This is a genomic window from Streptomyces sp. NPDC042201 (assembly GCF_055582185.1).
In genome coordinates this window covers 63,800-89,947 of record NZ_JBVJDS010000002.1, presented here as the reverse complement: position 1 = coordinate 89,947, position 26,148 = coordinate 63,800, and the positions used below count along the sequence as shown (strand labels likewise).

Here is a 26,148-nt window from a genome sequence, read left to right as displayed (position 1 = left end):
AGGAGAACGCGTTGGCCACCGGTACCGAACCTCCACCTGTCCATACAGGAACGCATAGCAGTACGGGCGTGCACGGCGCCTCGCGCGCCGCCATCGCGCCCCGTCATCTGCGGACGGACCGCTGGTGGCTGGCGCCTGCCGTGACCGCCGCCGGACTGCTCGCCTTCATCGTCTATTCGACCTGGCGCGCGTTCGCGAACTCCGACTACTACGCGGCGCCGTATGTCTCCCCGTTCTACTCGCCGTGTCTGGCGGAGAACTGCGCGCCGATGCGGAGCGGCCCCAACTGGGAGATCTTCGGCAGCTGGTGGGGCCTGTCCCCCGCGCTGCTGATCCTGATCTTCCCGCTGGGCTTCCGGCTGACCTGCTACTACTACCGCAAGGCGTACTACCGGGGATTCTGGGCGTCGCCGCCCGCCTGCGCCGTCGCCGAGCCGCACACGAAGTACACCGGCGAGACCCGCTTCCCGCTGATCCTGCAGAACATCCACCGGTACTTCTTCTACGCCGCCGTACCGGTCGCCGGCATCCTCACGTACGACACCGTGCTCGCGTTCCGCGACGAGGAGTACGCCTGGGGCCATATGGGCCTCGGCTCGCTGATCTTCCTCGTCAACATCGGGCTGATCTGGGCGTACACCCTCTCCTGCCACTCCTGCCGGCATGTCATCGGCGGCCGGCTGCGGCACTTCTCCAAGCACCCGGTGCGCTACCGCCTGTGGGGCTGGGTCGGCAAGCTGAACAACCGCCATATGCAACTGGCCTGGGCCTCGTTGATCAGCGTTGCCGTCTCCGACTTCTATGTATACCTGCTCGCCACCGGAGTCTTCGACGATCCGCGCTTCTTCTAGGGAGACCCTCAGACATGACGCAACTCGAACGCCGTCAGTGGGACGTCGTGGTGGTGGGTGCGGGGGGTGCGGGGCTGCGGGCCGCCATCGAGGCGCGCGAGCGGGGCGCCCGTACCGCCGTCATCTGCAAATCCCTCTTCGGCAAGGCCCACACCGTGATGGCCGAGGGCGGAATCGCCGCCTCCATGGGCAACGTGAACTCCGGCGACAACTGGAAGGTGCACTTCCGGGACACCCTGCGCGGCGGGAAGTTCCTCAACCAGTGGAGGATGGCGGAGCTGCACGCGCAGGAGGCGCCGGACCGGGTCTGGGAGCTGGAGACCTGGGGCGCGCTCTTCGACCGTACGGCCGACGGCAGGATCTCCCAGCGCAACTTCGGCGGGCATGAGTACCCCCGTCTCGCCCATGTCGGCGACCGGACGGGACTGGAGCTGATCCGCACCCTCCAGCAGAAGATCGTCTCGTTGCAGCAGGAGGACTTCAAGGAGTTCGGCGACTACGAGGCCCGGCTGAAGGTCTACCAGGAGTGCACGGTGACCCGGGTCCTGAAGGACGGAGACCGGGTCGCGGGCACCTTCTGCTACGAGCGGGAGTCCGGGCGCTTCTTCGTGCTGGAGGCCCCGTCGGTCGTGCTCGCCACGGGCGGTATCGGGAAGTCCTTCAAGGTGACGTCGAACTCCTGGGAGTACACCGGCGACGGGCACGCGCTGGCGCTGCTCGCGGGAGCTCCCCTGCTGAACATGGAATTCGTGCAGTTCCATCCGACCGGGATGGTCTGGCCACCCTCGGTGAAGGGCATTCTCGTCACCGAATCGGTGCGCGGCGACGGCGGGGTGCTGCGCAATTCCGAGGGCAAGCGGTTCATGTTCGACTACATCCCGGACGTCTTCAAGGAGAAGTACGCGGAGTCGGAGGAGGAGGGCGACCGCTGGTACGAGGACCCGGACCACAACCGGCGCCCGCCCGAGCTGCTCCCGCGCGACGAGGTGGCCCGCGCCATCAACTCCGAGGTCAAGGCGGGCCGCGGCTCGCCGCACGGCGGGGTCTTCCTCGATGTCTCGACCCGGATGTCCGCAGAGGTCATCCGGCGCCGGCTGCCCTCGATGTACCACCAGTTCAAGGAGCTGGCGGATGTCGACATCACGGCGGAAGCGATGGAGGTCGGCCCGACCTGCCACTACGTGATGGGCGGGATCGCCGTCGACTCGGAGACCGCCGCGGCGCCGGGCGTCCCCGGTCTGTACGCGGCGGGCGAGGTGGCGGGCGGCATGCACGGCTCCAACCGGCTCGGCGGGAACTCCCTGTCCGACCTGCTGGTCTTCGGACGGCGGGCGGGGCTGCACGCCGCCGCGTACGCGACCGGGCCGGGCGCACGGCCGGAGGTCGACGAGGCCCAGATCGACGTGGCGGCGGCCGAGGCGCTCCGCCCGTTCAGCGCGGAGGGCCCGGCGGCCGGCGGGCCGGAGGGCGATGAGAAGCCCGGCGGGCCCGCGGAGAATCCGTACACCCTCCACCAGGAACTCCAGCAGACGATGAACGACCTGGTCGGCATCATCCGGCGCGAGGCCGAGATGGAGCAGGCCCTAAAGAAACTGGCCGAGCTGCGCGTACGGGCCAGGCGGGCCGGGGTCGAGGGGCACCGGCAGTTCAACCCCGGCTGGCACCTCGCGCTCGATCTGCGGAACATGCTGCTGGTCAGCGAGTGTGTCGCACGGGCGGCCCTGGAGCGTACGGAGAGCCGTGGCGGCCACACCCGCGAGGACTGGCCCGGCATGGACCTCGACTGGCGCCGGGTGAATCTGCTCTGTGAGCTCACCGATCCCACGGACGCGCCGGCGGCCACCGACCCCGAACGCGGCCAGATCACGCTGACGCGCCGGACGACCGAGCCCATCCGCCCCGACCTGCTCGCCCTGTTCGACAAGGAAGAGCTGGTCAAGTACCTCGCCGAAGAGGAGCTTCACGAGTGAGCCCGAGTCCGAGTGCGTCGACGACATACGAAGCGAAATTCAAGGTCTGGCGGGGCGATGCGGACGGCGGTGAGCTGAAGGACTTCGCCGTCGAGGTGAATGACGGGGAGGTCGTCCTCGACATCATCCACCGGCTCCAGGCGACCCAGGCGGCGGACCTGGCGGTGCGCTGGAACTGCAAGGCGGGCAAGTGCGGCTCGTGCAGCGCGGAGATCAACGGGCGGCCGCGGCTGCTGTGCATGACCCGGATGTCCGTCTTCTCGCGCGAGGAAACGATCACGGTCACGCCGCTGCGCGCCTTCCCGGTGATCCGCGATCTGGTGACGGATGTGTCCTTCAACTACACGAAGGCACGGGAGGTGGCGTCGTTCGTACCGCCGCCCGGCGTGGCCGCCGGTGAGTACCGGATGCAGCAGGTGGATGTGGACCGCTCGCAGGAGTTCCGTAAGTGCATCGAGTGCTTCCTGTGCCAGGACACCTGCCATGTGGTGCGCGACCACGAGGAGAACAAGACCGCGTTCGCCGGACCCCGCTTCCTGATGCGGGTGGCCGAACTGGACATGCATCCGCTGGACGCGGCCGGGGAGTCGGGTCTCGACCGGAAGAAGACGGCCCAGGACGAGCATGGACTCGGCTACTGCAACATCACCAAATGCTGTACGGAGGTGTGCCCCGAGCACATCAAGATCACGGACAACGCCCTGATTCCGCTGAAGGAACGGGCGGTGGACCGGAAGTACGACCCGCTGGTGTGGCTGGGCAATAAGATCCGGCGCCGCGGGGAGTGACGCGAAGGGGGCTCGGCGGGGAGTGACGCGAAAGGGGGCTCGCACCTGGGTGCGAGCCCCCTTCTCTTTCTCCTGTCGTGCCGTCCGTTCAGCCGAGCAGCTTCACGATCGCGTCGGTGGTGCCGGTCTCGCCGAGCTTGGGGAAGATCTTCTCGATGGCGTTGCGGTGCGCGCCCTCGTCCATGTCGGTCACCGCGTCGGTGACGACGGTGACGTTGTATCCGCGTTCATGGGCGGCGCGGGCGGTGGATTCGACGCCGACGCTGGTGGCGATGCCCGTCACCACGACCTGCGTGATGCCCCGTCGGCGCAGCTGAAGGTCCAGGTCGGTGCCGTAAAAGGCGCCCCACACCTGCTTGGTGACCACGAGGTCGCTGTCCTGCTGCCCGAGACCGGGCGCCAGGTCGGCCCAGTCGGCAGGCGGTGTGCCGCCGCCGCCCGCGGGGCGCTCGTTGCGGCCGGGGGCGCCGCCGGTGACCCGTACGAGCACGACCGGCAGGCCCTTGGCGCGGAAGGCCCCGGCGAGTTCGGCGGAGCGCGCCACGACCGCCTCGGCCGAATGGACGACGGGCAGGCCGACGACTCCCTTCTGGAGGTCGACGACAACGAGGGCGGTCCGGGGATCCAGGGTGGTGGCGGTCATGGTGGTGCTCCCTGTGGGGTCTGGGTCTGTGGGGTCGGGGTCTATGGGGTCAGGGTCTGTGGGGTCAGGGTGGGGTCAGGAACGGGCCCGCAGTGCCCGGTCGGTGACGGTCAGGATGATCAGCAGCACCCCGAGGACGGCGGAGGCACCGGCCATGAGGTGCAGCCCGCTGTCGCCGGCCCGTGAGCCGTAGGCGAGGGCGATCAGGCTGGACGCGGCGATGGCTCCTATGTACTGCGCGGTGCGCTGGAGCCCGGCGGCGGAGCCGATGCTGTCGAGCGGGGCATGCGCCTGGACGGCGGCCTGGTTGCTCGTACCGATCAGCCCCTGCGGGATGCCGAAGCACGCGCCGGCGAGCAGCAGTACGGCGAGCGGGGTGCTGCCGCCGACGAAGAGCAGGAGCCCGGCGCCGGCGGTGAGCAGCACGGACGCGAGGGCGAGCGGGCCGCGTATGCCCTTCGTACGGGCCCCGAGCAGCGAGCAGACCAGCGCGGCCACCGACATCGGCAGCATCAGCAGTCCGGTGTCCGCGGCGGAGAAGCCGCGGCCCTCCTCCAGCCACTGGGTGTAGCCGTACATCACGCAGTAGATCAGCAGATAGCTGACGCCGTGGCGCAGATAGGTGCGGGCGAGCGGACCGTTGTCCGCGAGCATCCGCAGATCGATGAAGGGCTGCGGCCTGCGCAGCTGCCACCACACGAGCGCGGCCGTCAGCACGGCGAAGGGCGCGAGCAGCCACCACATCGGGTGGGCGAGGTCCAGCAGGAAGAAGACAAGGACGGTCAGGGCGGTGGAGAACAGCCCTATGCCGAGCGGATCCAGGGCGAGGCGCAGGGAACCGCCGGTGGTGGCGCTCTCGCGGGGCGGGTCCACCGGGATCCAGATCAGCGCGGCGACGAACGCGATCAGCGCGAGGGGCAGATTGACGGCGAAGATGCCGCGCCAGCCGACCAGGGTCACCAGCAGTCCGCCGAGCGTGGGGCCGACGGCCGCGCTGCCGAGCGCGGCGAAGGACAGCCGGGCCAGCACGGGACGGGGTGCCGGACGGCCGACCCGCCGGCCCTCGTCGCGCAGGACGGACATCGCGGCGGGATAGGCCGCGGAGGTGCCGATGCCGAGCAGCAGGCGGGAGACGATGAGCCAGCCGAAGGACGGAGCCACCGCGCCGACCAGGCCGGACGCGAAGACGACGACAAGGCCCGCGAGGAAGACGCGGCGTGGGCCGAGCGCGTCGGCGAGCTTGCCGAGGACGGGCTGTGCGACGGCGCTCGCGAGATAGAGGACGGAGATGAGCCACGCGGTGTCGGCGGCGCCGATCCCGAAGGTGTGCCCGATCGCCACCAGGGCGGTGGAGATCATGGTGGTGTTGAGCGGGTTCAGCAGGGAGCCGAGGAGCAGGGGCGCGGTGAGGCGGGCCCGGAATCCCGCGCGGCCCGGTCCGGCGGATATCCCGTCGGCAGGCGCCTCGGAGGTCTCGGACGCCCCTGGGGTTGCGGACGCCCCGGGGGTCTCGGGCGCCTTGGAGACCTGCGCGCCGTCGACTGCCGTGGTGCCGGCTCCCGGGGCGTGGGTTTCGGGATCGGTCGCGATGTCGCCTGCCTCCGTCTCCGTCACTCCCTCACTTCTTTCGCTCCGCCGGGGCCCTTCGCTCCGCCGGGGCTCACTTCTCGACCAGCCGCTGCAGCAAAGCGGCCGCGTCGGAGAGGGTGCGGCGCTCGGCGCTGTCCAGCTCGGCGGCGATGGCGTCGGAGAGCCAGCCCCGCTTGGCCGCGCGGACCCCTGCGAGCGTGCTGCGGCCGGGGTCCGTGACCGATACGACGGATTGCCGGCCGTCGTCGGGATCGGGCGTCCGCGCGACCAAGCCCTGTTCCTCCAGGGCGCCGAGGGTCAGCCGCATGGACTGGGGACGTACGTACTCGGCGCGGGCCAGCGCGGCCGTGGTGGACGGCCCCTCGACGTCCAGTCGCGCCAGCACCGAGCGCTGGGACGGAGTGAGCCGGCTGTCGGGCGAGGCCGTTCGCAGCCGCCGCATCAGCCTGCTGACCACAGCGCTGAGATCGGCGGCCACCTGCTCCGCGGTCGGGTCGTCGTCGGACGGTTCGGGCATTGGACCACCGTACGAGATAGGCAGGTAGCCTTGCAAGTTTGCCTGTTATTCTCATGGCGCGTTCTCGCCGCTGACGGGCACCCCGCCTTGCCCCCGGGACAAGAGCGCGCCTAGGGTGAATGCGCTTTCATGACGCGCTCCGGCGCATACGGACAGAGAAGAAGCGGACGGTCGGTCGGGTGAGTGCCCCTACGGTGTACGACGTCGCCGAGCGATCAGGCGTCTCCATCGCGACGGTGTCGCGGGTCTATCGGAACCCCGGTTCCGTACGCGTCCAGACCCGTGACCGGGTGCTGGAGGCCGCCCGCGAGCTGGGCTACGTACCCAGCGGAAACGCCCGCGGCCTGGCCAGCAGGACCACCGGTGTGCTGGGGCTCTGCTTCCCCGACTACGCGGACCCGGACGCCGAGACCGAAGCCGAGGCGGACGACGCGTACGACGACTCCGCGGTGATGCTCTACTCCGACCAGATCATCCGCGGGATGGAGCGGGCCGCGCGGCGCCACGGCTACGCGCTGCTGATCGCCGCGTCCCTGCGGGGCGGGCCCGAGTCGCTGGTCGCGAACGTCGCGGGACGGGTCGACGGGTTCGCCGTACTGGCGCGGACCGTGCCCACCGAGGACCTCGAGGTGATTTCGCGACGGCTTCCGGTTGTGATGCTGGCCGGGCCGCGCGAGATCGACCATCTCGACCATATCGAGGTGGCCAACTCCGACGGCGAACGGGAGCTGGCCCGCCATCTCATCCGCGACCACGGGCTGCGCGCACTCGCCTTCGTCGGTGGCGAGAAGGAGTCACCGGACGCCGAAGCGCGCTTCCGGGGGTTCCGGGAGGCGTGTGAGGAGGCCGGGCTGCCGGTGCCCGACGAACCGGATCTGCGCGCCGTGATGATGACGCAGGCCGAGGGTGAGCGGACGGCGGAAGCCCTGCTGGAGCGGGGCGACCGGGACGGCGGCCGGCCACAGGCGATGCTCTTCGCCAACGACCAGATGGCGATCGGCGCGCTCCACGCACTGGAACGCCGCGGAGTCCGGGTGCCCGAGGACATCGCGGTGACGGGCTTCGACGGGATTCCGCTGAGCCGGATGGTGCGGCCCTCGCTGACGACCGTACGCCAGCCGATGCGGCGGCTCGGCGAGGAAGCGGTGGAGCTGCTCGTACGGCGGCTCGGCGAGCGCGACCGCGAGCCGGTCTCCCTGATGCTCCCGGTCTCGGTGGCCCGCCGCGCGAGCTGCGGCTGCGGCTGAGAGCGGTCCCGTAATCCGTGGCGGATCAGGGCCGCGGCGCCAGTCGCTCCGCGAAGAAGCGCTGTCCGGCCGCCAGCAGCCCCTTGGCCTCCGCCGCGGCCCCGGGGTGCTCGACATGGCCGGCGGTCAGAACGTGCAGCTCGCGGGGGCCGGTCAGCACGTTGTATACGGCGAACTGGCCCGGCGGCGGCACCGACGGGTCGAACAGCGCCGGCGCGATCATCATCGGGATACGGATCCGGCTCGCGGCCGTGGCCGCGTCGAAGTACGGCAGGACGTCCATGATCTCGGGGTGGTCGTGATGCCGGGCCCGGACGGCTTCACCGCTCCCGGCGCAGGGGAGCGTCAGCCGCAGGGGGTGATGGCCGAAGGTCGGGACCGTCAGCAGGCCGCAGGCGAACCGGTCGTCCCAGGGCAGCGCCAGGGCGCCGAGACCACCGCCGAAGCTCTCCCCGGCATAGCCGAGCCGGGCTCCCCCCGGCGTCATCAGCTCCGGCACCAGTTCGAGCAGCGCGGACGCCGCACACCACAGGTCGGCCACACAGTCCCCGATGACATAGGTGTCGCGGGACGCGATGCCGTGCAGGACATGCCGGTCGGCGTCGCCGGGGATGCCGGGCCGGCGGCTGCGGGCGCCCATTCCCCGGACGCACGGGAGGATCGCGGCGGAGCGGGGCAGTGGGAGCGGCACGGCGGATCCGGTCTCCTGGCGCCCGCCGTAGCCGTGGCCGATGACGAATCCGCGCTCGGCCGGGCCGTCGGCGGGCAGGACGAGCCAACCACCCAGCCGCAGTCCGCCGACGGAGGTGAAGGACACTCCGAAGATCCGGAAGCCGTCGCGCTCCTCCTCCTGCGGGCCCACGGCAGGCGCCGTCTCCACCCGGCGGGCGGCCTCATGACGTGCCTGCCAGAAGGTGTCGAATCCGTCCGGCGGGGCAGGCGCAGGGGTGGCGAGCAGCTGATCGAGGGTCCGGCCGTAGGCCGGGTCGAAGGGAAAGCCGTGCTCGAACGCGGACATGAGCGCGACAGTAACCCACCGGTCAAAGCCGGAATCCGTCACAACTGCTCCCGAAGCGCAAACAACCCGGCTTGGCTCACGGAAGCCACTCGGGCAGATGTCACACATGTTGCACGAGTGTGACCTAGGCCCCTCTTGCGGATGTCGAAGTGACAGCGGCAGAGTGATGTATGCGCTTACAGGCAGCGCATACATCGGGGAGCTCAAGGAGGAGCCGTCCATGCACCGCACCGCCAGAACCGCCTCTGCCGCCACCGCACTCGCGGTGGCATTCGGAATCACCGCGTGCGGGAGCTCCGGCGGTGAGGGAGTCACCGCCGACAAGAAGCAGACACTCACCGTCTGGGCCATGGGCGCAGAAGGCGAGAAGCTCGCCGATGTGGCCGCCGTGTACCAGAAGGCGAACCCGCACATCACCGTCAAGGTCACGCCGGTCGGCTGGGACGTCGCCCACCAGAAGCTGGTCTCCGCGGCCGCCGCCGGCAATCTGCCCGATGTGGCGCAGATGGGCGGCAGTTATATGGGCGAGTTCGCCGAGCTCGGGGTGCTGGAGCCGGTCGACACCTCCGTCTTCAAGAAGGACGACTTCTTCCCCGCCGCCTGGAAGCAGGGCGAGACGAACGGCGGCGTGTACGGCGTCCCGTGGTACGTCGACACCCGTGTCCTCTACTACCGCACCGACCTGGCGGAGAAGGCCGGGGCGGACAAGGCGCCGGCCACCTGGCAGGAGCTGCGGCAGCTCGCCACCGCCTACCAGGACAAGGCCGGCACGAAGTGGGGCATCTACATCCAGGGCAGCGGCCTGGACACCGTGCAGAGCTGGTATCCCTTCCTGTACTCGGCCGGCGGGGAGATCGTGACCGATGACGGCAAGGCGGTCGTCAACAGCCCCGCCTCCGTCAGGGCCCTGACGGAGTACGGCACGTACTTCGACAAGGGCCTGACCAAGAAGAACGTCGCGCCCGGCTACGAGGTGCTGAAGGACTTCAACACCGGCGATGTGCCGATGTTCTTCTCCGGCCCCTGGATCATGTCGCTGATCAATGACGGCTACCCCGACCTCAAGGACAAGTGGGGCGTCGCGAAGATCCCCGCCGACAAGGGCTCCGTCTCCATGGCGGGCGGCTCCAGCCTGGTCATCTCCAAGGACAGCGAGCACAAGGCCGCGGCCAAGGACTTCGTCAAGTACCTCACCGGAACCGAAGGCCAGAAGGACTGGTTCACCCGCTCCAGCGATCTGCCCGCCAACACCAGCGCCTGGGACTCCGGCAAGCTCGCCGACGACCCCGGCCTGCGGGTCTTCCGTGAGCAGATGGAATCGTCCAAGGCCTCGCCGGTGCAGCCCAAGTGGACCGAGATCAGCTCGAAGGTCGACGACGCCATCGCCTCGGTGACCCAGGGCAAGGCCTCGCCTCAGGACGCCGCCGAGAAGGCACAGTCCGAGATCGAAGGGCTCGTGGAGTAACAGCGATGAGCGCCACGACCGAACCCGCCGCGGAAGCGGCCCCGGTGAAGTCCGGGCCGGGGGCTCGTCCCCCGGCCGGCCGGGGGAACGGCCGCACGCCGCGCCCCATGGGTGTACAGAATCTGGCCGGCTGGCTGTTCTCCACCCCCTTCCTGGTGCTGTTCACCGTCTTCATGGCCTTCCCGATCATCGCGACGCTCCTCATGAGCTTCACCGACTTCGGGCTGCGCAATGTCACCGACCCCCTCTCGGCGGAGTTCATCGGCTTCGAGAACTACACGAAGCTGTTCGGCGACGAGAAGTTCCTCAAGTCCCTCTTCAACACTGCGTACTTCGTGGTCGTCGGCGTCCCGCTCACCATCGGTGCGGGGCTCGTCGCCGCCGTCCTGCTGAACAACGGCGTCGACCGGGCCCGCACCTTCTTCCGGGTCGGCTTCTACGCCCCGGTCGTGACCAGCATCGTCGCCGTCGCCGTCGTCTGGCGCTTCGTCCTCGATCCGTCCGACGGACTGATCGCGGGCCTGGCCTCCGAAGTGGGGCTCACCGCCCCCGACTTCCTCGGCTCCGAGAAGCTGGCCATGCCCTCGCTGATCGCGATGGCGGTATGGCGCAATCTCGGCACGGTCATGGTGCTCTTCATCGCGGGCCTGCAGGCCATCCCCACCGATGTTCGGGAGGCGGCGCGGCTGGACGGCGCGGGCGCCTGGCAGGAGTTCCGCCGGATCACCGTGCCACTGCTGCGGCCCACGATGCTGTACGCCACGGTGATCACCAGCATCGGCTATCTCAATGTCTTCGAGGAGCCGTTCGTGATGACCCAGGGCCGCCCTTCGGACACCACCCTCACCGTCTCGCTGAACATGTACCGCGAGGGCTTCAGCTTCTTCCACATGGGCTATGCCAGCGCCATGGCGTATGTGCTCTTCGTTGTGATCATGGGCATCACCGTGCTCCAGCTCCGTCTGCTGAAGGACAACACGAAATGAGCGCCGCACCCACCCCGGCCCCCGCCGCGGCCCCGCAGAGCACCGCCCCGGCCCCCTCCGCACCCAAGGCCCCCGCGCCCGTCGGGCGGGGCGCACGCACCGAGCGGCTGAAGAAGCCCGGGGTGTACGCACTGCTGTCGCTCGGGCTGCTGGTCATGTCGGCGCCGTTCCTCTGGATGGCGCTGTCCGCCTTCAAGACCGACCGCGAGCTGGCGGCCAGCCCACCGGTGTGGCTGCCCACCGAGTGGACCCTGGACCACTTCGCGCGCCTGCTCGACCGGCTCGATCTGCCGCTGCACTTCGCCAACTCCCTGATCGTCGCGGTGCTGGTCACCGTCTGCAATCTGGTGTTCTGCTCGATGCTGGGATATGCCCTGGCCAAGCTGCGGTTCGCCGGACGGAACCAGCTGTTCGCCCTGGTGCTGGGCGCGCTCATGGTGCCCGGCAATCTGATGCTGCTGCCGCTCTTCGTCCTGATGAGCAAACTGCAGCTGATCGATTCGTACGCGGGTCTGGTGCTGCCGTTCGCCGCCGGGGCCTTCGGGGTCTTCCTGATGCGGCAGTTCATGCAGTCGATCCCCGACGAGCTGCTGGAAGCGGCCCGGATGGACGGCGCCGGTGAGTGGTACATCTTCTGGCGGATCGTGATGCCGCTGGTCAAGCCCGCCCTCGCGACGCTCGCGATCCTCACCTTCCTGGGCTCCTGGAACAACTTCGTCTGGCCGCTGATCGCGACCAACGACCCGGACAAATACACCCTCCCGGTGGCCCTGGCCACCTTCGCCACCGACCCCAATCAGTCGGCGGGCTCCAACGGAATGCTGATGGCCGGCTCCTTCCTGATCGTGCTGCCGGTGCTGCTGGTCTTCCTCGTGCTGCAGCGCTATTTCACCCAGGGCGTCGCCACGGCCGGCCTGAAGTAGCAGCCCGTCCTCCGCGCCCCGGCAGCTGCGACGACCCGCACATCGCCGCTCCGGCTCCGCGCACCCCAACAAGAAAAGGTTTGTACTTTCATGACCGAAAAGTCCGCCGCTCGCGCCGACTGGGAGTCGCGCATCGGGAAGCCCAGCGACGAGCGGCTCACCGGCATCGGGGAGCTTCCCGCGCCCGTCCGCCTGTCCGCCGAGGACGGCACCGGCCATGTGCTGCTGACCTGGCGGCCGGTGGCGGGCGCCCTGGGCTATCTCGTGCACCGCGCCGACTCCGCCGAGGGCCCCTACGCGCCGCTCGACCACCTCGGCGGCGATGTGCTCGCCGTGCCCCACCCGCCGTACGCGGACACGCTGGCCGAGCCCGGCCGTGGCTACTTCTACAAGGTCGCCACCTGGTCCGACAGCGGCGCCGGCGCGCTTTCCGAGGCCGTGGCCGGCTCCGCCAGGGCCGCCGGTTCGCGCCCCGCCGAGGTCACCGTCGCGGTGGACGCGGCCGCCCCGGCCACCGAACTCCCGGGCGTCTGGAACCGGATGATCGGCGCCGAGCACTTCTCCCTGCTGGTCTGGGACAAGCCGGGCGCGGGCGGCTCCGATGTCGCAAAGGAGTACGGCGAGGCGCTCGCCATCGTCCGGGACGAGATCGGCGTACGGTCCGTGCGGGCGCACGGCACCTTCCTGCCCGAGACCGTGACCGTCCGGGGTGATGGCTCCTTCGACTTCTCCGGCCTCGACGTCGTCTACGACCGCTTCCTCGCCACCGGCCTCAAGCCGGTCGTCGAACTCTCCTTCATGCCCAAGGAGCTGGCCTCCGATCCCGACTACACGGTCTTCGACTACAAGGCCCTGGTCTCCACGCCCACGCAGTGGGAACGCTGGGGCGATCTCTGCCGCGAGCTGACCGTTCACCTCCAGGAGCGGTACGGCCGCGACACCGTCGCCGGCTGGGAGTTCGAGGTCTGGAACGAGGCCAATCTCGAGGTGTTCTGGAACGGCACCCAGGACGACTACCACCGCCTCTACGAGGTCGCCGTACGCGCCGTGAAGGACGTCGACGAGCGGATCAAGGTCGGCGGGCCCTCGTCCGCCGCGGCCGGCTGGGTCGGCGCGCTGCTGGAGTACTGCCAGGAGCACGACGTCCCCGTCGACTTCGTCTCCACCCACACCTACGGCAACGCCCCGCTGGACTTCCGTCCGATGACACGCGCCTTCGCCGAGGCGACGGGCCGGCCCGAGCCGGAGATCCTGTGGACCGAGTGGGGCGTCACGCCCACCCACTTCCACCGCGTCAGCGACTCCGTCTTCGCCGCGCCGTTCGTCCTGCGGGGCATGAAGAGCGCCCTGTCGTCCACCGACTGCCTCTCCTACTGGGTCGCCTCCGACCAGTTCGAGGAGCTGGGCTGGCCTCCGCGGCTCTTCCACGGCGGCTTCGGGCTGCTGACCGTCGGCAATCTGCGCAAGCCTCGCTTCTGGGCGCTGTACCTCCTCTCCCAGCTGGTCGGCGGCCGGATTCCCGCGGCCGTCTCCGGTGACGGCGCCGACGCGCTTGTCGAGTCCGTCGCCACCCGCGCCGACGACCGCTCCACCGTGGACGTCCTGCTCTGGAACGGCACCCTCGACCAGTCCAAGATCGACGGCGCGGCCGCACTCGACCGCACCGCGGCCGTGCGGGTCACAGGGCTCGAACCGGGCGCCGTCTACTCCGTCCGGTCGCGCCGGGTCGATGAGCAGCACGCCAATATCCAGGCCGTCTGGAAGGACCTCGACGGCGGCGACTGGCCCGACGACCAGCAGTGGCAGAAGCTGCGGGCCGCCGACCGGCTGCCCGAGGAGGATCTCGCGCCCGTCACCGCGGACGCCGACGGCACCGCCGCGCTGACCGTCGGCCTCCCCAACCCGGGCATCCGCTTCCTGCGTCTCGCCCGCGGCTGATCCACCCGGCCCCCACAGACCCGGGGGCCGGCGGCACCTGACCGCCGTCGGCCCCCGTATCACCACCGCCCGACGCACAGCCGCAGCCGCGGCGGCAGCCGAACGCGCCACCAGCACCACGGCCAACGCCCGCACCGCTGCCCACGTCCTAGCCACAACTCCACACCTGTCAAGGGAAGCTGGACTCTTATGGACCGTCGCACGTTTCTCGCCGCCGCGGGAACCGGGGCCGCCGCCCTGTCCCTCGGAGCCGTATCCACACCTGCCGTCGCCGCGCCGCGTGTTCGTGTCTCTCATGCCTCTGATACACCGCTGCTGCGCCGCTGGTTCCACGACACGTATCACTCGATCGAGGCAATGACGACCGATTTCGGTCTCACCGCCGACAAGATCGACGTCAGCAAGCCCGGCACGCCCGTGCCCTCGCAGAACACCTCACCCACCAATATCGGCTGCGGCCTTTGGTCCACCGTCGCCGCGGCCGGCCTGGGCGTCATCGACCACGACACCATGCGGCGCCGGCTGGCCCGTACCGTCTCGGCCGTCGAGCGGCTCGAACGCCACCACGGCTTCTGGCTCAACTGGTACGACTCCCACGACGGTTCCGTCCTCACCAGCTGGCCGGAGACCGGTGACCCGGTCCGCCCCTTCCTCTCCTCCGTCGACAACGCCTGGCTCGTCACCGGCCTGCGTATCGCCGCCGACGCCGACCCGCAGCTGCGCCGCCGGGTCGCCGCGCTCCTCACCACCGCCGACTGGTCGTACTTCTACACGCCGTACGACCCCGCCGACCCGATCGCCAAGCCCGGCCAGCTCCGCGGCGGCTTCTGGACCGACACCGGCGAGCCGACCGCGCATCACTACGGAGCCCTCAACACCGAGCCCCGCATGGCCAGCTATCTGGGCATAGCCGACGGCACCGTCCCCACCGACCACTACTGGCACATGCTGCGCACCATGGTCCCCGAGAACGGGCAGGAGCAGCCCCCGCAGGGGGCGTACGACACCATCGACGGTGTCCGCCTCTGGCAGGGGCACTACACCTACCGCGGCCGCAAGCTCGTCCCCACCTGGGGCGGTTCGATGTTCGAAGCGCTGATGGTGCCGCTCTTCGTGCCCGAGACCGAGTGGTCGCCGCGCTCCTGGGGCACCACCCACCAGCGCTACGTCCGCTCCCAGATCGAACACGGCATGGAAGAGGCCGGCTACGGCTACTGGGGCTTCTCCCCCTCCAATGTGCCCGAGGGCGGTTATCAGGAGTACGGCGTCGACGCGATCGGCATGCAGATCGACGGCTACGCCTCCAACACCGACCGCACCTTCGTCACGCACGGCGAGCCGCTGCCGCCGGCTTCGGCCTACACCAACGGTGTCGTCACTCCGCACGCGTCGTTCCTCGCGCTGCCGCAGGCACGCGGTGAGGCCATCGCCAACCTCAAGGCCATCGCCGCTGACTTCGGGGCGTACGACGACCGCTACGGCTTCCGTGACTCCGTCAACGTGGGGACCGGCCGGGTCAGCGACTTCGTCCTCGCCCTCGACCAGGGCATGATCGCCGCCGCACTCGCGCAGGAGCTGCGTCCCGGGCTGCTGCAGAACCCCTTCCGCAGCGGCGGATTCACCTCGCGGGTCCGCCCGCTGCTGGCGAAGGAGCGTTTCAGCATTTAGCGGCCACGCAGCCCCATCCCTCGCGGTAGGCGGTCCAGTCGGCCTCCGTCGCCGCGAAGTCGACATAGAGCGCGACCCCGAAGCGTTCCCGGTCGCGGTCCGTACGCCCGAGCCCCAGCCGGGCGCCGCGGACCGCGGCCGCGGCCGTTTCCGCGTGAGCGTGATGCCCCAGTTCCTCCGTGTGGTAGAAGGGCAGCCCCATCAGCAGGTCGGTGTCCTCGGGCGTGACCTCGAGGGCGAGGGCCGTCTGCTGGGCGACATAGCCGCCGTACAGACTCTCCACCGGAAGCGCCGTGTCGTACGACATGACGGCGATCTGGTCGACCCGCCGGGCCACCTCGGCGAAGAACGCCTGCGACCACCACTTGGGGTGGCCAGCGAGAGCGCCCGCGGCGGAGTGCAGCGCGGGCAGGGGATCGATCTGGTGGGCGGCGACGGAGAGCGGCACATCGCGTGCCCGGGTGAGCACGCGCAGGTCGTCCAGCAGCGAGAGATAGTCGCGGTCGTCCGAGTGCAGCGGTTCCAGATCGAAGTGGACGCCGTCGAAGCCCACGTCCAGGATCTGTTCGGCGGAGCGCACCACGGCGACTCGGGACGCGGCACGTTCCAGGCGCAGCCCGTCCGGGCTCTCGGTCGCCAGCTTGTCGCCCAGCCAGGCGTGCACACGTACGCCCGGCATCTCACGGTGTACGGCGTCGATCAGCCATCGCGCGCGGGGATAGCGGTCGGCGGGCAGGGTGCCGTCGTGCTCCAGCGGCCCGGTGTGGACGTACAGGTCGCGTATCCCCGTTCCCTTGATCCGGCGCGCGAAGGCGTCGATATCCGCGTCCTTCTTGCGGCCGTCCACCCAGGCGTGGCCCAGCCAGATGGCGTCCCGGCCCCGGGTCTGGGTGCCGTCCAGGAGCTCCCCCGCGTAGGTGAGCCGAAGGGCGGCCGCGCCGGTGACGACGGGCACGACGAGCAGGACGGCCAGCACCAGTGCGACCCGCTTGGGCCACCGTGCGCGGGGATCGCGCCAGGCCCGTATCAGTGTCCGCCCGAATCCACGCAGCCGTGCACGCAAAGCTGTCCCCTCCCCTTGAGCCCCGGCCCCCCGGCCGGGAAGGTGACCAGGCTATGCGCCGAGCCCCGGGAAGAACGGGTGCGGTGTGCGGTCGGAAGGGGGGCGGCGTCCGGTCGCGGAGGCTGCGGCACGGACATAACCTCCGCAGTGTGACGCCGCTCGCGAGCCGTATCCGGACGCGCACAGCAGGCCGGGCCCTTCTGGCCGTGCTGGTCACGGCGTGGTGGCTGGTCGTACCCGCCGTCGAGCGCGCCCGCGCCGAGGATCCGATCCCCCTCTCCCGGCAGGGTCAGATCACCGACAAGGTGGGCGCGCTCGGCGACCGCAGGAGCCAGGTGAGCCGTTCCCTCGACCGGCTGTACGACGACAGCCGCGTCCAGCTCTTCGTCGCGTATGTACGTGACTTCTCCGGCCGCCCCGCCCAGAGCTGGGCCGATTCCACCGCCCGGCTCAGCGGCCTCGGCCGCGACGACATCCTGCTGGCGGTCGCCACCCACGACCGGCAGTACGCCTACTCCGCCGACGTCGGCGCTCCCCTCACCGGCAGCCGGCTCGCCGATGTCGCCAGGACGGCCGTCGAGCCCGCGCTGAGACAGAACGACTGGGCGGGCGCGGCGATCGGCGCGGCGAACGGGTACGCCGCGGTGTTGGCGGGCCGGGCCGTACCCACGCCCGCCATCACTCCCGGGGTGGTCGACCCGGGCGGCAGCGCGGCCGACGCAGGCGCCGCGAGCAATCTGGTGCTGCCCGTCGTGCTGGTGGTCGGGGCGGGAGCCGTCGCGGCGTACGCGTACGCGCGACGCAGGCGGCGGGCGGAAACCCTCACGACACCGCGCAGCGGCCGGCAGCGCTGGGGCTCACCCGCGCCGCCCGCCGGGACTCCGCTGCCCGAGCTCGAGAGCCGGGCGAAGCGGATGCTTGTCGACACGGACGACGCCCTGCGCACCAGTCAGGAAGAAGTGGGCTTCGCCACGGCACAGTTCGGAGAGGAGGCCGCGGCGCCCTTCAACGATGCCGTGCATTTCGCGAAGGGGGAGCTGACCCTGGCGTTCCGGCTGCGCCAGCAACTGGACGATGCCTTTCCGGAGGACGACGCGACCCGCCGCCGGATGCTGGAGGAGATCATCGCCCGCTGCACGGAGGCTGACGGCCGGCTGGACGCCGAGTCCGAGGGCTTCGACCGGCTGCGCGCCCTGGAGCGGAACGCGCCGCAGGCCCTTGATGCCGTCAAAGCGGCCTTCGACGAGCTGAGCGGACGCGTCGTCACGGCGCGGGGCACGCTCACCGCGCTGCGCCGGCGCTACGCCGACTCGGCCTCCGCCCCCGTCGCGGACAATGCCGCGCAGGCCGAGGACCGGATGGTCTTCGCCGCCACCGGCCTGGACGAGGCCCGCGGGTTCATCGACGCGGGGGACAACGGCAAGGCGGCCGTGCAGGTGCGCGCCGCGGAGGGGGCCGTCGGCCAGGCGACCACCCTCGTCACGGCGGTCGAGCGGCGCGCGCTGGAACTCGCGGAGGCGGCCGGGAAGCTGCCCGGCGCCCTCACCGAGACGGAGACGGACCTCGCCGACGCCCGCGGCCTGCTGAAAGGCATCGCGGACGGTGTGCCGACGGCCGATCTCCGGGGGCGGATCGGCCGCGCCGAGGCGGTGATCGCAGACGTATGGCGCGAGCAGGACACCGGGCGTTACGACCCGATCGACGCCCTGCGCCGGGTCGAGGAGGCGGACGCGGTCCTCGACGAGGCGCTGGCGGGGGCGCGGGCCCGCGAGGAGGGCGACCGGCGGGCGAGGTCCCACCTCGGCCTGGCGACGCTCACCGCCGGCTCGGCCGTCGGCGCCGCCGCCGATTACATCACCACCCATCGCGGGGCGGTCGGCAGCCAGGCCCGTACCCGCCTGGCGGAGTCTCAGCGGCTGCTGGAGCGGGCGCACGCGCTGGATTCCTGGGCCGACGCGCAGGGCGCGCTGACGCAGGCGCAGCACGCGGACGCGCTGGCCCGGCAGGCGCAGGATCTCGCCGAGCAGGATGTGCGGTCGTTCGGGAACCGATACGGGGCGGGCGGTGTACAAGGAGCAGGAGGCGGGCTCGGCGGCGCCGTGCTCGGCGGAATCATCCTCGGCGGCCTGTTCGGCGGCGGAGGCGCACAGGGAGGGGGCGGGGGCATTGGCGGAGGTTTCGGGGGCGGCCGCGGGGGTGGCGGCGGTCCTGGCAGTTTTGGCGGCGGTGGTACGCGCGGCAGGCTGGGCGGCGGCGGCCGTTTCTGACGCAATTCCCTTTCCCCACAAGGAGAAGAGCCATGGCGAAGCAGACCATCCTCGGTCGCGTCACGCAGCTGGCGAAGGCCAATGTCAACGCCTTGCTGGACGAGGCCGAGGATCCCCAGAAGCTGCTGGACCAACTGGTCCGCGAGTACACGAACAACATCAGCGAGGCGGAGGAGGCGGTGGCCGGGACCATCGGAAATCTCCGGCTGCTGGAGCAGGACCACGGGGAGGATGTGGCCGCGGCCCGGGAGTGGGGCGAGAAGGCGCTGGCGGCCAGCAGGAAGGCGGACGAGCTCCGCTCGGCCGGCCGGAGCGAGGAGGCGGACACCTTCGACCACCTCGCCAAGGTGGCGCTGGGGCGGCAGCTCCAGTCCGAGAAGGAGGCGAAGACCGCCGAGCCGACGATCGCCTCCCAGACGGAGGTGGTGGAGAAGCTCAAGACCGGTCTGGAGCGGATGAGGGCCAAGCTGACCGAGCTGCGGTCGAAGCGCGACGAGCTGGTGGCCCGTGCGACGTCCGCCCACGCGCAGAACCGGATGATGGACGCGGTCGAGAACATCGATGTTCTCGACCCGACCAGCGAGATCGGCCGGTTCGAGGACAAGGTGCGGCGCGAGGAGGCGAAGGCGATGGGCAAGCAGGAGCTCGCCGCCTCGTCGCTGGACGCGCGGTTCGAGCAGCTCGACAGTCTCGGCGACAGCGCGGAGGTCGAAGCACGCCTGGCCGCACTGAAGAGCGCCTGACGGGGCGGCCGGGCGCGGGCGGCCTTTCGTCAGAACATGCTCAGCAGTTGCTCGACCGTCGGCTCGGCTGTCGAGTCGCCGTCGGGCAGGGCGAGCTCGAACCAGACCGTCTTGCCGCGTGGCGTCCGGCGCGAGCCCCATGCCGCGCTCAGCAGGCCGACCAGTTGCAGCCCCCGGCCGCCCTCGTCGGTGTCGCGGGCCCGCCGCCGCCTCGGCTGTACGAGGCCCGCGTCCCACACCTCGCAGACGAGCGTACGGTCGCGGAGCAGCCGCAGCCTGATCTCGCCCTCGCCATAGCGCATGGCGTTGGTGACCAGTTCGCTGACGAGCAGTTCGACGGTGTCCACCAGCGGTTCGAGATCCCAGGTGAGCAGCTGGGCGCGGGCGAGCTCCCGGGCCCGGCCCACCGAGCGCGGCTCTCGGGGCAGCCGCCAGTCTCCGACCGCGTCGGCCGGCAGCCCCTGGATACGGGCCATCAGCAGCGCGATGTCGTCCTCACCGTGCCGGGTGTCGAGCGTGTTCAGTACGTGATCGCAGACGTCTTCCAGCGGGCGGGCGTGGTGGGTGAGGGCCGCGCGGAAGGCGCTCAGCCCTTCGTCGAGGGGATGGTCCCTGGACTCGACGAGCCCGTCCGTGTAGAGCGCGAGCAGCGCGCCCTCCGTCACGTCGACCTCGACCTGCTCGAAGGGCTCACCGCCCACCCCGAGCGGCATGCCGGGCGGCACATCAAGGAGCAGCGCCTCCTCGCCCGGTTCGACGAGGACGGGCGGAAGGTGACCGGCGTTGGCGAATGTGCAGCGCCGGGTGACCGGGTCGTAGACGGCGTACACACAAGTGGCGAGATAGACCTCGGCGAGATCCGCGTCCCGCGTCTTGTGGGCGACTCGCGAGGCCTGCTGGGCGCCGCTGGGGGTGCCGAGACCGCGGGCGATCTCGTCGAGCGCGGAGAGCACTTCGGCGGGCTCCAGGTCGAGCAGCGCCAGGGTGCGTACGGCCGTGCGCAGCTCGCCCATGGCGACGGCGGCCCGCAGACCGCGCCCCATGACATCGCCCACGACCAGCGCGGTCCGGTGTCCCGGCAGTTCGATGACGTCGAACCAGTCACCGCCCACTTCGGTGGCGGTGTTGCCCGGCAGATAGCGGCAGGCGATGTCCAGCCCGGCGGCCTCGGGGTCACCGGGCGGGAGCAGACTGCGCTGGAGGATCAGCGCGCGCTCGTGCTCCCTCCGGTAGAGGCGGGCGTTGTCGATACAGACGGCGGCGCGGGCGGCGAGTTCGACGGCGAGCGCCCGGTCCCGTTCGCCGAAGGGTTCACTGCCCTTCGTCCGGGAGAACTGCACGAGGCCGATGACGGTGTCGTGAGCGACCATCGGGACGGCGAGCGTGGACTGGACGAGACTGCCGGCCTCACCGGGGATGGACTGCACCCGGCCGGTGCGCAGGGCGCTCGCGCTGGGCGAGCTGAAGGGGAACCGGTGGACCGCGCCGACCTCGGGCGGGACGTATTCCCCGTCACCCGGGTCGCCGGGTCCGGTCAGCGGGGCGTCGGAGACGGCGCTGGCAAAAGCGACCCGGCGCAGCCGGGCGCTGCCGCCGCCGGAATCGTCCCCGGAGGAGCCCCAGCGTCCGGGCGGCGCCTCCTCACCGGTGAGCAGGCTCTGGTAGAGGTCGACGCAGGCGAGATCGCAGAAGCCGGGGACGGCGACGTCGAGAAGCTCGCGGGCGGTGGTCTCCAGGTCGAGGGAGTTGCCGATTCGGGCGCTCGCCTCGTTGAGGAGGGCAAGGTTGCGGCGGGCGCTGGCGGCCTCACGGGCGGCGATATGACGGCGCGTGACATCGGTGCCGACTCCGGCGACGCCGATGGGCCGGCCGGAGCCGCTGTGCACGCGATAGAGATTGATCGACCAGTGCCGGCGTTCGTTGCCGCCCGGCTGGGTGCCGACGATCTGGAGGTCGGTGACGGACTCCCCGCTGCCCAGGACACGCTGGAGGGCGGCGGTCATCCGGTCGGCCTCGGGGCGGGAGAGATAGTCGTGGACCGTACGGCCTCGGTGGTCACTGGCCTCGCCGCCGAAGACGGTGGCGAAGCGCTGGTTCGCGCGCTGCACCTTGAGATCGGTGCCGAACAGCAGGAATCCGAAAGGAGATTGGCCGAATATGGCCTGCGAGGAGGCGAGGTCGGTTTCGATCCGGCGCAGTGCGTGGACGTCGACGACGATACAGAGCGCGCCCCGTTCGCCGCTCTCCGTCTCGCTCGGCATCACATAGACCTCGGCGAGCCCGTGCTCTCCGCGCCCCCGGTCCGTACGGAACGGGACCAGGCCGGTCCATTCCTTGCCGTCGAGGATCTCGCTGACCTTGCGGTGGCCACGCGGGCGCAGCTCGGCGGGCATGAACACCTCAACCGGGTCCTTGCCCCTGACCTCGTCCAAGCCGATTCCGAACAGCTCGGCGGCCCGTCGGCTCCACTGGTCGACCAGCCCGTCGGGGCCGATCGAGAAGGAAGCGACCTTGATGTAGTCATACATCGAGCCGGGCGGACTGCTCTGCCATACGACGTCGCCCGCCGTTCCAGATATTTCGCTCACGCGACCGTCCCCTCCAGCTCACGCACCGGACCGGCCTTGCCCGCAGTATTCAGCACTACGGCCCCGGTCGACACGGCGTTCACGATCACAGCAAGGTCTCGTTCTTTTTGAGCCGAGTCCGACGTGATCGTTGTCCCTCCAGACTTCTAACCAGGGACGGGCAGCTCGAACCACACGGTCTTACCCGTCTTCCCCCGGCGCGTGCCCCAACGCCGGGCGGAACAGGCCACCAGTTGCAGTCCGCGACCCCCTTCGTCGTCGGGGCCCGCGGGGCGCTCCGTCGGCGGATCAGGCAGCGGATCAGAGATTTCGACGAGCAGTGCGGCGGGCGGTTCGGCCTCGGCGCCGTCGGGTCCGCCCGGGCCGGGGGCAAGGACACGGACCGCCAGCCGCACCCCGATCGGCCCCGACGCATAGCGCAATGAATTGGTCACCAACTCGCTGACCAGCAGGACCGCCAGATCACGGACGGCCGGGGGCATGTTCCATACCTGGAGCGTGTCACGGACGACATGGCGGGCGGAGCGCACAGCGGTGAGGTCGCCGGGGAAGGTCCACTCGGCGCCGGCGCCCGCTGTGTCGATCAAGCCGATCACTTCCCAAGACCGACGGGCAGACCCGCGCCCTCTTTAGGGGGGTTGGTCAGCACATACCCGTTATCTCCTGTGGCTATCGCCACAGCGGGCGCACGGTGGCACCAATGGAGTACGCAGAGCATCAAAGGGGCGCATGCCCGCAGCCCCTGGCACGCGGCCCCGTCAGTGACGGCCCGTGCCCAGGTCCTGTCCGGTCGAGGCGGCGCGCAGACGGCGGGCGGCTTCGGCCACGGCCGGCCGGTCCTGATCGAGCCAGTCGACCGTATGGATGTCGTCCGGGCCGAGCCACCGCAGTTCGTCGTGGTCCTCAAGAGGCCGGGGCTCGCCGGAGAGCAGCCGGGCCGTCCACACCTGGAGCACAAAGCCGGGCTTCAGCGGCCACTCACCGGGGATCCGCTCCACCGGCTGCGTCTCCACGCCGAGTTCTTCCCGCAGCTCGCGCACCAGGGCCCCTTCGGGCCCCTCCCCCGGCTCCAGCTTGCCGCCAGGGAGCTCCCAGCGGCCGGCCAGCTCGGGAGGCGCACTACGACGCGCCGCCAGCAGGCGCCCCCGGTCGTACACGGCGCCGGCCACCACCACTCGATCGCTCATGGGCCGGAGCGTAACGCGGTGGGCAGGCGAGGGCTCAGTGGGCGACCTGTCCGGCGCGCTCCACCGAGTAAGGCTGCTCATGTCCGTGGACCTCGAAGCTGTCGGCCATCTTCTGCGCTTCGTCCCGCGTGGCGTAGCTACCGACCCGGTAGCGATTGCCGTTGTCGTCCTGCCGTATCACCAGCCAGGGGAGCACGGCGCCGCTGTCATTCATCGAGCCCCTCCCGCCGCCGGTCCGCTTCTCTCCAGCAATTCCAGGGAAACCGCAATCCGCATATGCCTGACCCTACGCCTGACCTTCACTCAGCGGATGTGTGTTTTCACAAAGAGATACGCATCCGGCCAAGAATCCACCGAAAACCAGGGTTCGCAGGCGACAGTGCGCTGGTGGGGAACTCGCTCCGCGTCCCGGCCGCTGAGCCGTCAACAGGCTCCAGGCGCACACGCGGGGGAGGAAAAAAGGGGTCCGGCTATCCGTCACATCATTTGACGGAGAGGTGGTACGCGATGCGGTACCGGTCGGCGGGCACGACCACGTCCGCCGTCTCCACGGCCCGGCCCGACGCGTAGTACGTCCGCTCCAGAACCACCACCACATGGCCGGGTACACCGCCGAGCGCCATGAGCTCCTCCGCCAGACCCGGGCGGGCGCCGACCTCTTCCAGCACGTTGTCCACGACGATGTCGATGGCCGCCATACGTTCGACCACCCCGCAGCCGCCGAGGGGCCCCTCCTCCGGCAGCATCACCGGCGTACGCCCCGTGACCGCCAGGGGCTCCCAGGAGGTGGAGAGCATCATCGGCTCGCCCGCGTCCCGGAAGACATAGCTCGTACGCATCACCCGGCCGGACGGCGCGATCCCGAGCCTGGCCGCGATCTCCGGCCCCGCCTCGCGCTGCTCGCTGCTGGACTCCCAGGTGCCCCGCGCGCTCTCCGCCGCCTGCTCCTGACGGAACGGGCTGGAGCCGGAGGGCGGCCGGTAGCCGGAGCGGGCGATACGGCGCGGCACCGGCCGCTCCCGCACGTACGTTCCGGAACCGGAGCGGCCCTCGACCAGCCCTTCGGCCATCAGCACCTTGCGCGCCTCCAGGGCGACCGTGTCGGAGACGCCGTACTCCTGGCGGATGCGGGCCTGTGAAGGCAGTCGGGTGTGCGGCGGCAGGGCGCCATTGGCGATCTTCTCGCGTAGATCGCCCGCAACGCGCAGATAGGCGGGCTGCTCACCGAAGGCCACGGGCCACTCCCATCAGGTTGACAGACAGCAACAGACTCGCAACCGTCGGTTGTTGATCGCAAGCATGGGCCAACGTTTCACCCGAAGTGATGAGTTGTGGGTGCGCGGCACGTGCCCGAGTTCCGGATCCGGCGTCCGGCCGCTACTCGCCCCGCGAAGCCCGCGCCCGGGGAGGCACCCGCGCCGTCCACGGGGAACTGCCATGCTGGCGGTCATGACGACGTACCTCTGCCCGGCCGACGGCACCCGCTCCCCCGTCGAGTCGCTCACCTGGTGCTGTCCCGTCTGCCGCGGGCCCTGGGATCTCGACTTCCACGCGTCGCCCGTACCCCTGACGCTCCCTCGCCATCGGGTCAATTCACTGTGGCGGTACGAGGAGGCGCTGCCGCTCTCCGCGCCCGTCACGACGCTCGGCGAGGGCCGCACCCCGCTCGTCCCGCTCACGCCGTCCGTCTCCGCCAAGCTCGATTTCCTGATGCCGACGCTCTCCTTCAAGGACCGCGGCGCGGTGCTCCTCGCGGAACTGGCCGTCCGGCTCGGTCCGCGCCGGGTGATCGCCGACAGCAGCGGCAACGCGGGCACGGCCGTCGCGGCCTACTGCGCACGGGCCGGACTGCCCTGCACGGTGTACGTGCCCGAGGCCACCTCGCCGAAGAAGACCGAGCAGATCCGGGCCCACGGCGCGCGCCTCGAACGCGTCCCCGGCGACCGCGAGGCCACGGCCCTCGCCGCCCGCGCGGCCGCCGACGAGCCGGGCACGTTCTATGCCAGCCATGTCCACAACCCGTACTTCCTGCACGGCACGAAGACCTATGTCTACGAGCTGTGGGAGGACCTCGGCGGCCGGCTGCCCGAGGCGATCGTCGTCCCGGTCGGCAACGGCACCCTGCTCCTGGGCGCGGCGCTCGCGGTCGCCGAGCTGTCCGCGAACGGCCTCATCGACGAACGCCCCGCCCTGATCGCGGTCCAGGCCGCGGCGGTCGCGCCGCTGGCGGCCGCCTTCCACGCGGGCGCCGACGACCTGCTCGCGGGAGCCGAGCCGGCCCCCACCCTCGCCGAGGGCATCGCCATCCCGAATCCGCCGCGTGCCCGCCAGATCCTCCGCGCCGTACGGGAGTCCGGCGGCACGTTCCTCACGGTGACGGAGGATCAGCTGCGCGCGGCCCAGCTCGATCTGGCCGCCCGGGGACTCTTCGTGGAGTCGACGGGCGTCGCCTGCTGGGCGGCGGCGGGCGACTGGACGGACCGCACCGCCGTCGTACCGCTCTGCGGCGCGGGCGCCAAGACGGGCCTGGCGTCGTCCGCACGGTAGAGCGCTACGACGGCCGCCCCGGGTATGCCGGACCCGACGGAAACTCAGCTCACCGGGATCGGCCCGGCGGTGGCGGTGCATTTGATCTGCTCGGCGGCCACGGCACTGCAGCCGGGCCCCGGAGTAGCGGTGAAACCGGCGGGGACGAA

At 70.6% G+C, this 26,148-nt stretch carries 22 protein-coding genes; 12 read left to right on the top strand and 10 right to left on the bottom strand.

Translation table 11 applies throughout. The features are described from left to right. Positions 1 to 11 precede the first annotated feature (11 nt). Genes ACZ6MZ_RS04280 through ACZ6MZ_RS04270 form a run of 3 tightly spaced genes read left to right on the top strand, consistent with a single transcriptional unit; the run spans position 12 to position 3,609 of the window. Positions 12 to 851: a hypothetical protein gene (locus tag ACZ6MZ_RS04280; RefSeq protein ID WP_384336496.1), complete on the top strand. Its 840-nt coding sequence runs from the start codon at positions 12 to 14 to the stop codon at positions 849 to 851. Positions 852 to 865: 14 nt separating this feature from the next. Further along, positions 866 to 2,821 carry a fumarate reductase/succinate dehydrogenase flavoprotein subunit gene (locus tag ACZ6MZ_RS04275; RefSeq protein WP_469349730.1) on the top strand — a complete coding sequence of 652 codons (1,956 nt, stop codon included), beginning with the start codon at positions 866 to 868 and terminating at the stop codon, positions 2,819 to 2,821. Beyond that, positions 2,818 to 3,609, top strand: a complete 792-nt coding sequence (locus ACZ6MZ_RS04270; RefSeq protein ID WP_384181163.1) for a succinate dehydrogenase/fumarate reductase iron-sulfur subunit — start codon at positions 2,818 to 2,820, stop codon at positions 3,607 to 3,609. The genes ACZ6MZ_RS04275 and ACZ6MZ_RS04270 overlap by 4 nt, the downstream gene beginning before the upstream one ends. A gap of 88 nt (positions 3,610 to 3,697) precedes the next feature. Here the strand turns inward: ACZ6MZ_RS04270 and ACZ6MZ_RS04265 are convergent, their stop codons facing one another. The 3 genes from ACZ6MZ_RS04265 to ACZ6MZ_RS04255 all read right to left on the bottom strand — a co-directional run bounded on the left by ACZ6MZ_RS04265 (position 3,698) and on the right by ACZ6MZ_RS04255 (position 6,359). Continuing rightward, a complete protein-coding gene (locus ACZ6MZ_RS04265; protein ID WP_469349728.1) occupies positions 3,698 to 4,252 on the bottom strand; it encodes an isochorismatase family protein in 555 nt (184 codons plus the stop codon). A 75-nt stretch (positions 4,253 to 4,327) separates the two neighbouring features. Continuing rightward, a complete protein-coding gene (locus ACZ6MZ_RS04260; RefSeq protein WP_469350372.1) occupies positions 4,328 to 5,701 on the bottom strand; it encodes an MFS transporter in 1,374 nt (457 codons plus the stop codon). Between the two features lie 211 nt (positions 5,702 to 5,912). Beyond that, complete coding sequence (locus tag ACZ6MZ_RS04255) at positions 5,913 to 6,359, bottom strand: MarR family winged helix-turn-helix transcriptional regulator (RefSeq protein ID WP_384181159.1); 447 nt, start codon at positions 6,357 to 6,359, stop codon at positions 5,913 to 5,915. Between the two features lie 179 nt (positions 6,360 to 6,538). Here ACZ6MZ_RS04255 and ACZ6MZ_RS04250 point away from each other — a divergent pair, with 179 nt between their 5' ends. Beyond that, positions 6,539 to 7,606, top strand: coding sequence for a LacI family DNA-binding transcriptional regulator (locus ACZ6MZ_RS04250; RefSeq protein ID WP_384181157.1), 1,068 nt, complete (start codon positions 6,539 to 6,541; stop codon positions 7,604 to 7,606). A 25-nt stretch (positions 7,607 to 7,631) separates the two neighbouring features. Here ACZ6MZ_RS04250 and ACZ6MZ_RS04245 read toward each other — a convergent pair whose 3' ends face one another. Then, positions 7,632 to 8,624 carry an acetylxylan esterase gene (locus tag ACZ6MZ_RS04245; RefSeq protein WP_469349725.1) on the bottom strand — a complete coding sequence of 331 codons (993 nt, stop codon included), beginning with the start codon at positions 8,622 to 8,624 and terminating at the stop codon, positions 7,632 to 7,634. A 220-nt stretch (positions 8,625 to 8,844) separates the two neighbouring features. On the opposite strand from ACZ6MZ_RS04245, the gene ACZ6MZ_RS04240 reads away from it, so the two are divergent. The 5 genes from ACZ6MZ_RS04240 to ACZ6MZ_RS04220 all read left to right on the top strand — a co-directional run bounded on the left by ACZ6MZ_RS04240 (position 8,845) and on the right by ACZ6MZ_RS04220 (position 15,604). Beyond that, on the top strand, positions 8,845 to 10,089 hold the full coding sequence (locus tag ACZ6MZ_RS04240; RefSeq protein ID WP_469349723.1) for a sugar ABC transporter substrate-binding protein: 1,245 nt from the start codon (positions 8,845 to 8,847) through the stop codon (positions 10,087 to 10,089). A gap of 5 nt (positions 10,090 to 10,094) precedes the next feature. Then, complete coding sequence (locus ACZ6MZ_RS04235) at positions 10,095 to 11,075, top strand: carbohydrate ABC transporter permease (protein ID WP_389789392.1); 981 nt, start codon at positions 10,095 to 10,097, stop codon at positions 11,073 to 11,075. Continuing rightward, positions 11,072 to 11,998: a carbohydrate ABC transporter permease gene (locus ACZ6MZ_RS04230; protein ID WP_469349721.1), complete on the top strand. Its 927-nt coding sequence runs from the start codon at positions 11,072 to 11,074 to the stop codon at positions 11,996 to 11,998. The genes ACZ6MZ_RS04235 and ACZ6MZ_RS04230 overlap by 4 nt, the downstream gene beginning before the upstream one ends. A 90-nt stretch (positions 11,999 to 12,088) precedes the next feature. Beyond that, entirely contained in the window at positions 12,089 to 13,936 is a 1,848-nt protein-coding gene (locus tag ACZ6MZ_RS04225) for a GH39 family glycosyl hydrolase (protein WP_469349719.1), read from the top strand. Between the two features lie 189 nt (positions 13,937 to 14,125). Then, the gene (locus tag ACZ6MZ_RS04220; protein WP_384181144.1) at positions 14,126 to 15,604 is read left to right on the top strand and encodes a glucoamylase family protein; all 1,479 of its coding nucleotides are present in this window, start codon (positions 14,126 to 14,128) and stop codon (positions 15,602 to 15,604) included. On the opposite strand, the gene ACZ6MZ_RS04215 is transcribed toward ACZ6MZ_RS04220, so the two are convergent. After that, positions 15,594 to 16,655, bottom strand: a complete 1,062-nt coding sequence (locus tag ACZ6MZ_RS04215; protein WP_469350370.1) for a glycoside hydrolase family 18 protein — start codon at positions 16,653 to 16,655, stop codon at positions 15,594 to 15,596. The two genes, ACZ6MZ_RS04220 and ACZ6MZ_RS04215, sit on opposite strands and share 11 nt — an antisense overlap. A 161-nt stretch (positions 16,656 to 16,816) precedes the next feature. Between ACZ6MZ_RS04215 and ACZ6MZ_RS04210 the strand changes: the two genes are divergently transcribed. Continuing rightward, positions 16,817 to 18,934, top strand: coding sequence for a TPM domain-containing protein (locus ACZ6MZ_RS04210; protein ID WP_469349717.1), 2,118 nt, complete (start codon positions 16,817 to 16,819; stop codon positions 18,932 to 18,934). Between the two features lie 32 nt (positions 18,935 to 18,966). Continuing rightward, positions 18,967 to 19,677 carry a PspA/IM30 family protein gene (locus ACZ6MZ_RS04205; RefSeq protein ID WP_469349715.1) on the top strand — a complete coding sequence of 237 codons (711 nt, stop codon included), beginning with the start codon at positions 18,967 to 18,969 and terminating at the stop codon, positions 19,675 to 19,677. Between the two features lie 29 nt (positions 19,678 to 19,706). Here the strand turns inward: ACZ6MZ_RS04205 and ACZ6MZ_RS04200 are convergent, their stop codons facing one another. The 5 genes from ACZ6MZ_RS04200 to ACZ6MZ_RS04180 all read right to left on the bottom strand — a co-directional run bounded on the left by ACZ6MZ_RS04200 (position 19,707) and on the right by ACZ6MZ_RS04180 (position 24,687). Next, positions 19,707 to 22,265 carry a SpoIIE family protein phosphatase gene (locus ACZ6MZ_RS04200; RefSeq protein WP_384181138.1) on the bottom strand — a complete coding sequence of 853 codons (2,559 nt, stop codon included), beginning with the start codon at positions 22,263 to 22,265 and terminating at the stop codon, positions 19,707 to 19,709. Between the two features lie 146 nt (positions 22,266 to 22,411). Next, positions 22,412 to 22,861 (bottom strand): ATP-binding protein, encoded by a 450-nt coding sequence (locus tag ACZ6MZ_RS04195; protein WP_469349713.1) that lies wholly within the window; start codon positions 22,859 to 22,861, stop codon positions 22,412 to 22,414. A 162-nt stretch (positions 22,862 to 23,023) separates the two neighbouring features. After that, positions 23,024 to 23,452: a (deoxy)nucleoside triphosphate pyrophosphohydrolase gene (locus tag ACZ6MZ_RS04190; protein WP_469349711.1), complete on the bottom strand. Its 429-nt coding sequence runs from the start codon at positions 23,450 to 23,452 to the stop codon at positions 23,024 to 23,026. Positions 23,453 to 23,486: 34 nt separating this feature from the next. Beyond that, positions 23,487 to 23,666, bottom strand: coding sequence for an SPOR domain-containing protein (locus ACZ6MZ_RS04185; protein ID WP_469349709.1), 180 nt, complete (start codon positions 23,664 to 23,666; stop codon positions 23,487 to 23,489). A gap of 268 nt (positions 23,667 to 23,934) precedes the next feature. Next, positions 23,935 to 24,687 carry a GntR family transcriptional regulator gene (locus ACZ6MZ_RS04180; RefSeq protein WP_384181130.1) on the bottom strand — a complete coding sequence of 251 codons (753 nt, stop codon included), beginning with the start codon at positions 24,685 to 24,687 and terminating at the stop codon, positions 23,935 to 23,937. 214 nt (positions 24,688 to 24,901) lie between these two features. Between ACZ6MZ_RS04180 and ACZ6MZ_RS04175 the strand changes: the two genes are divergently transcribed. Next, complete coding sequence (locus tag ACZ6MZ_RS04175; protein WP_469349707.1) at positions 24,902 to 25,999, top strand: pyridoxal-phosphate dependent enzyme; 1,098 nt, start codon at positions 24,902 to 24,904, stop codon at positions 25,997 to 25,999. The last annotated feature ends 149 nt before the right edge of the window (positions 26,000 to 26,148 follow it).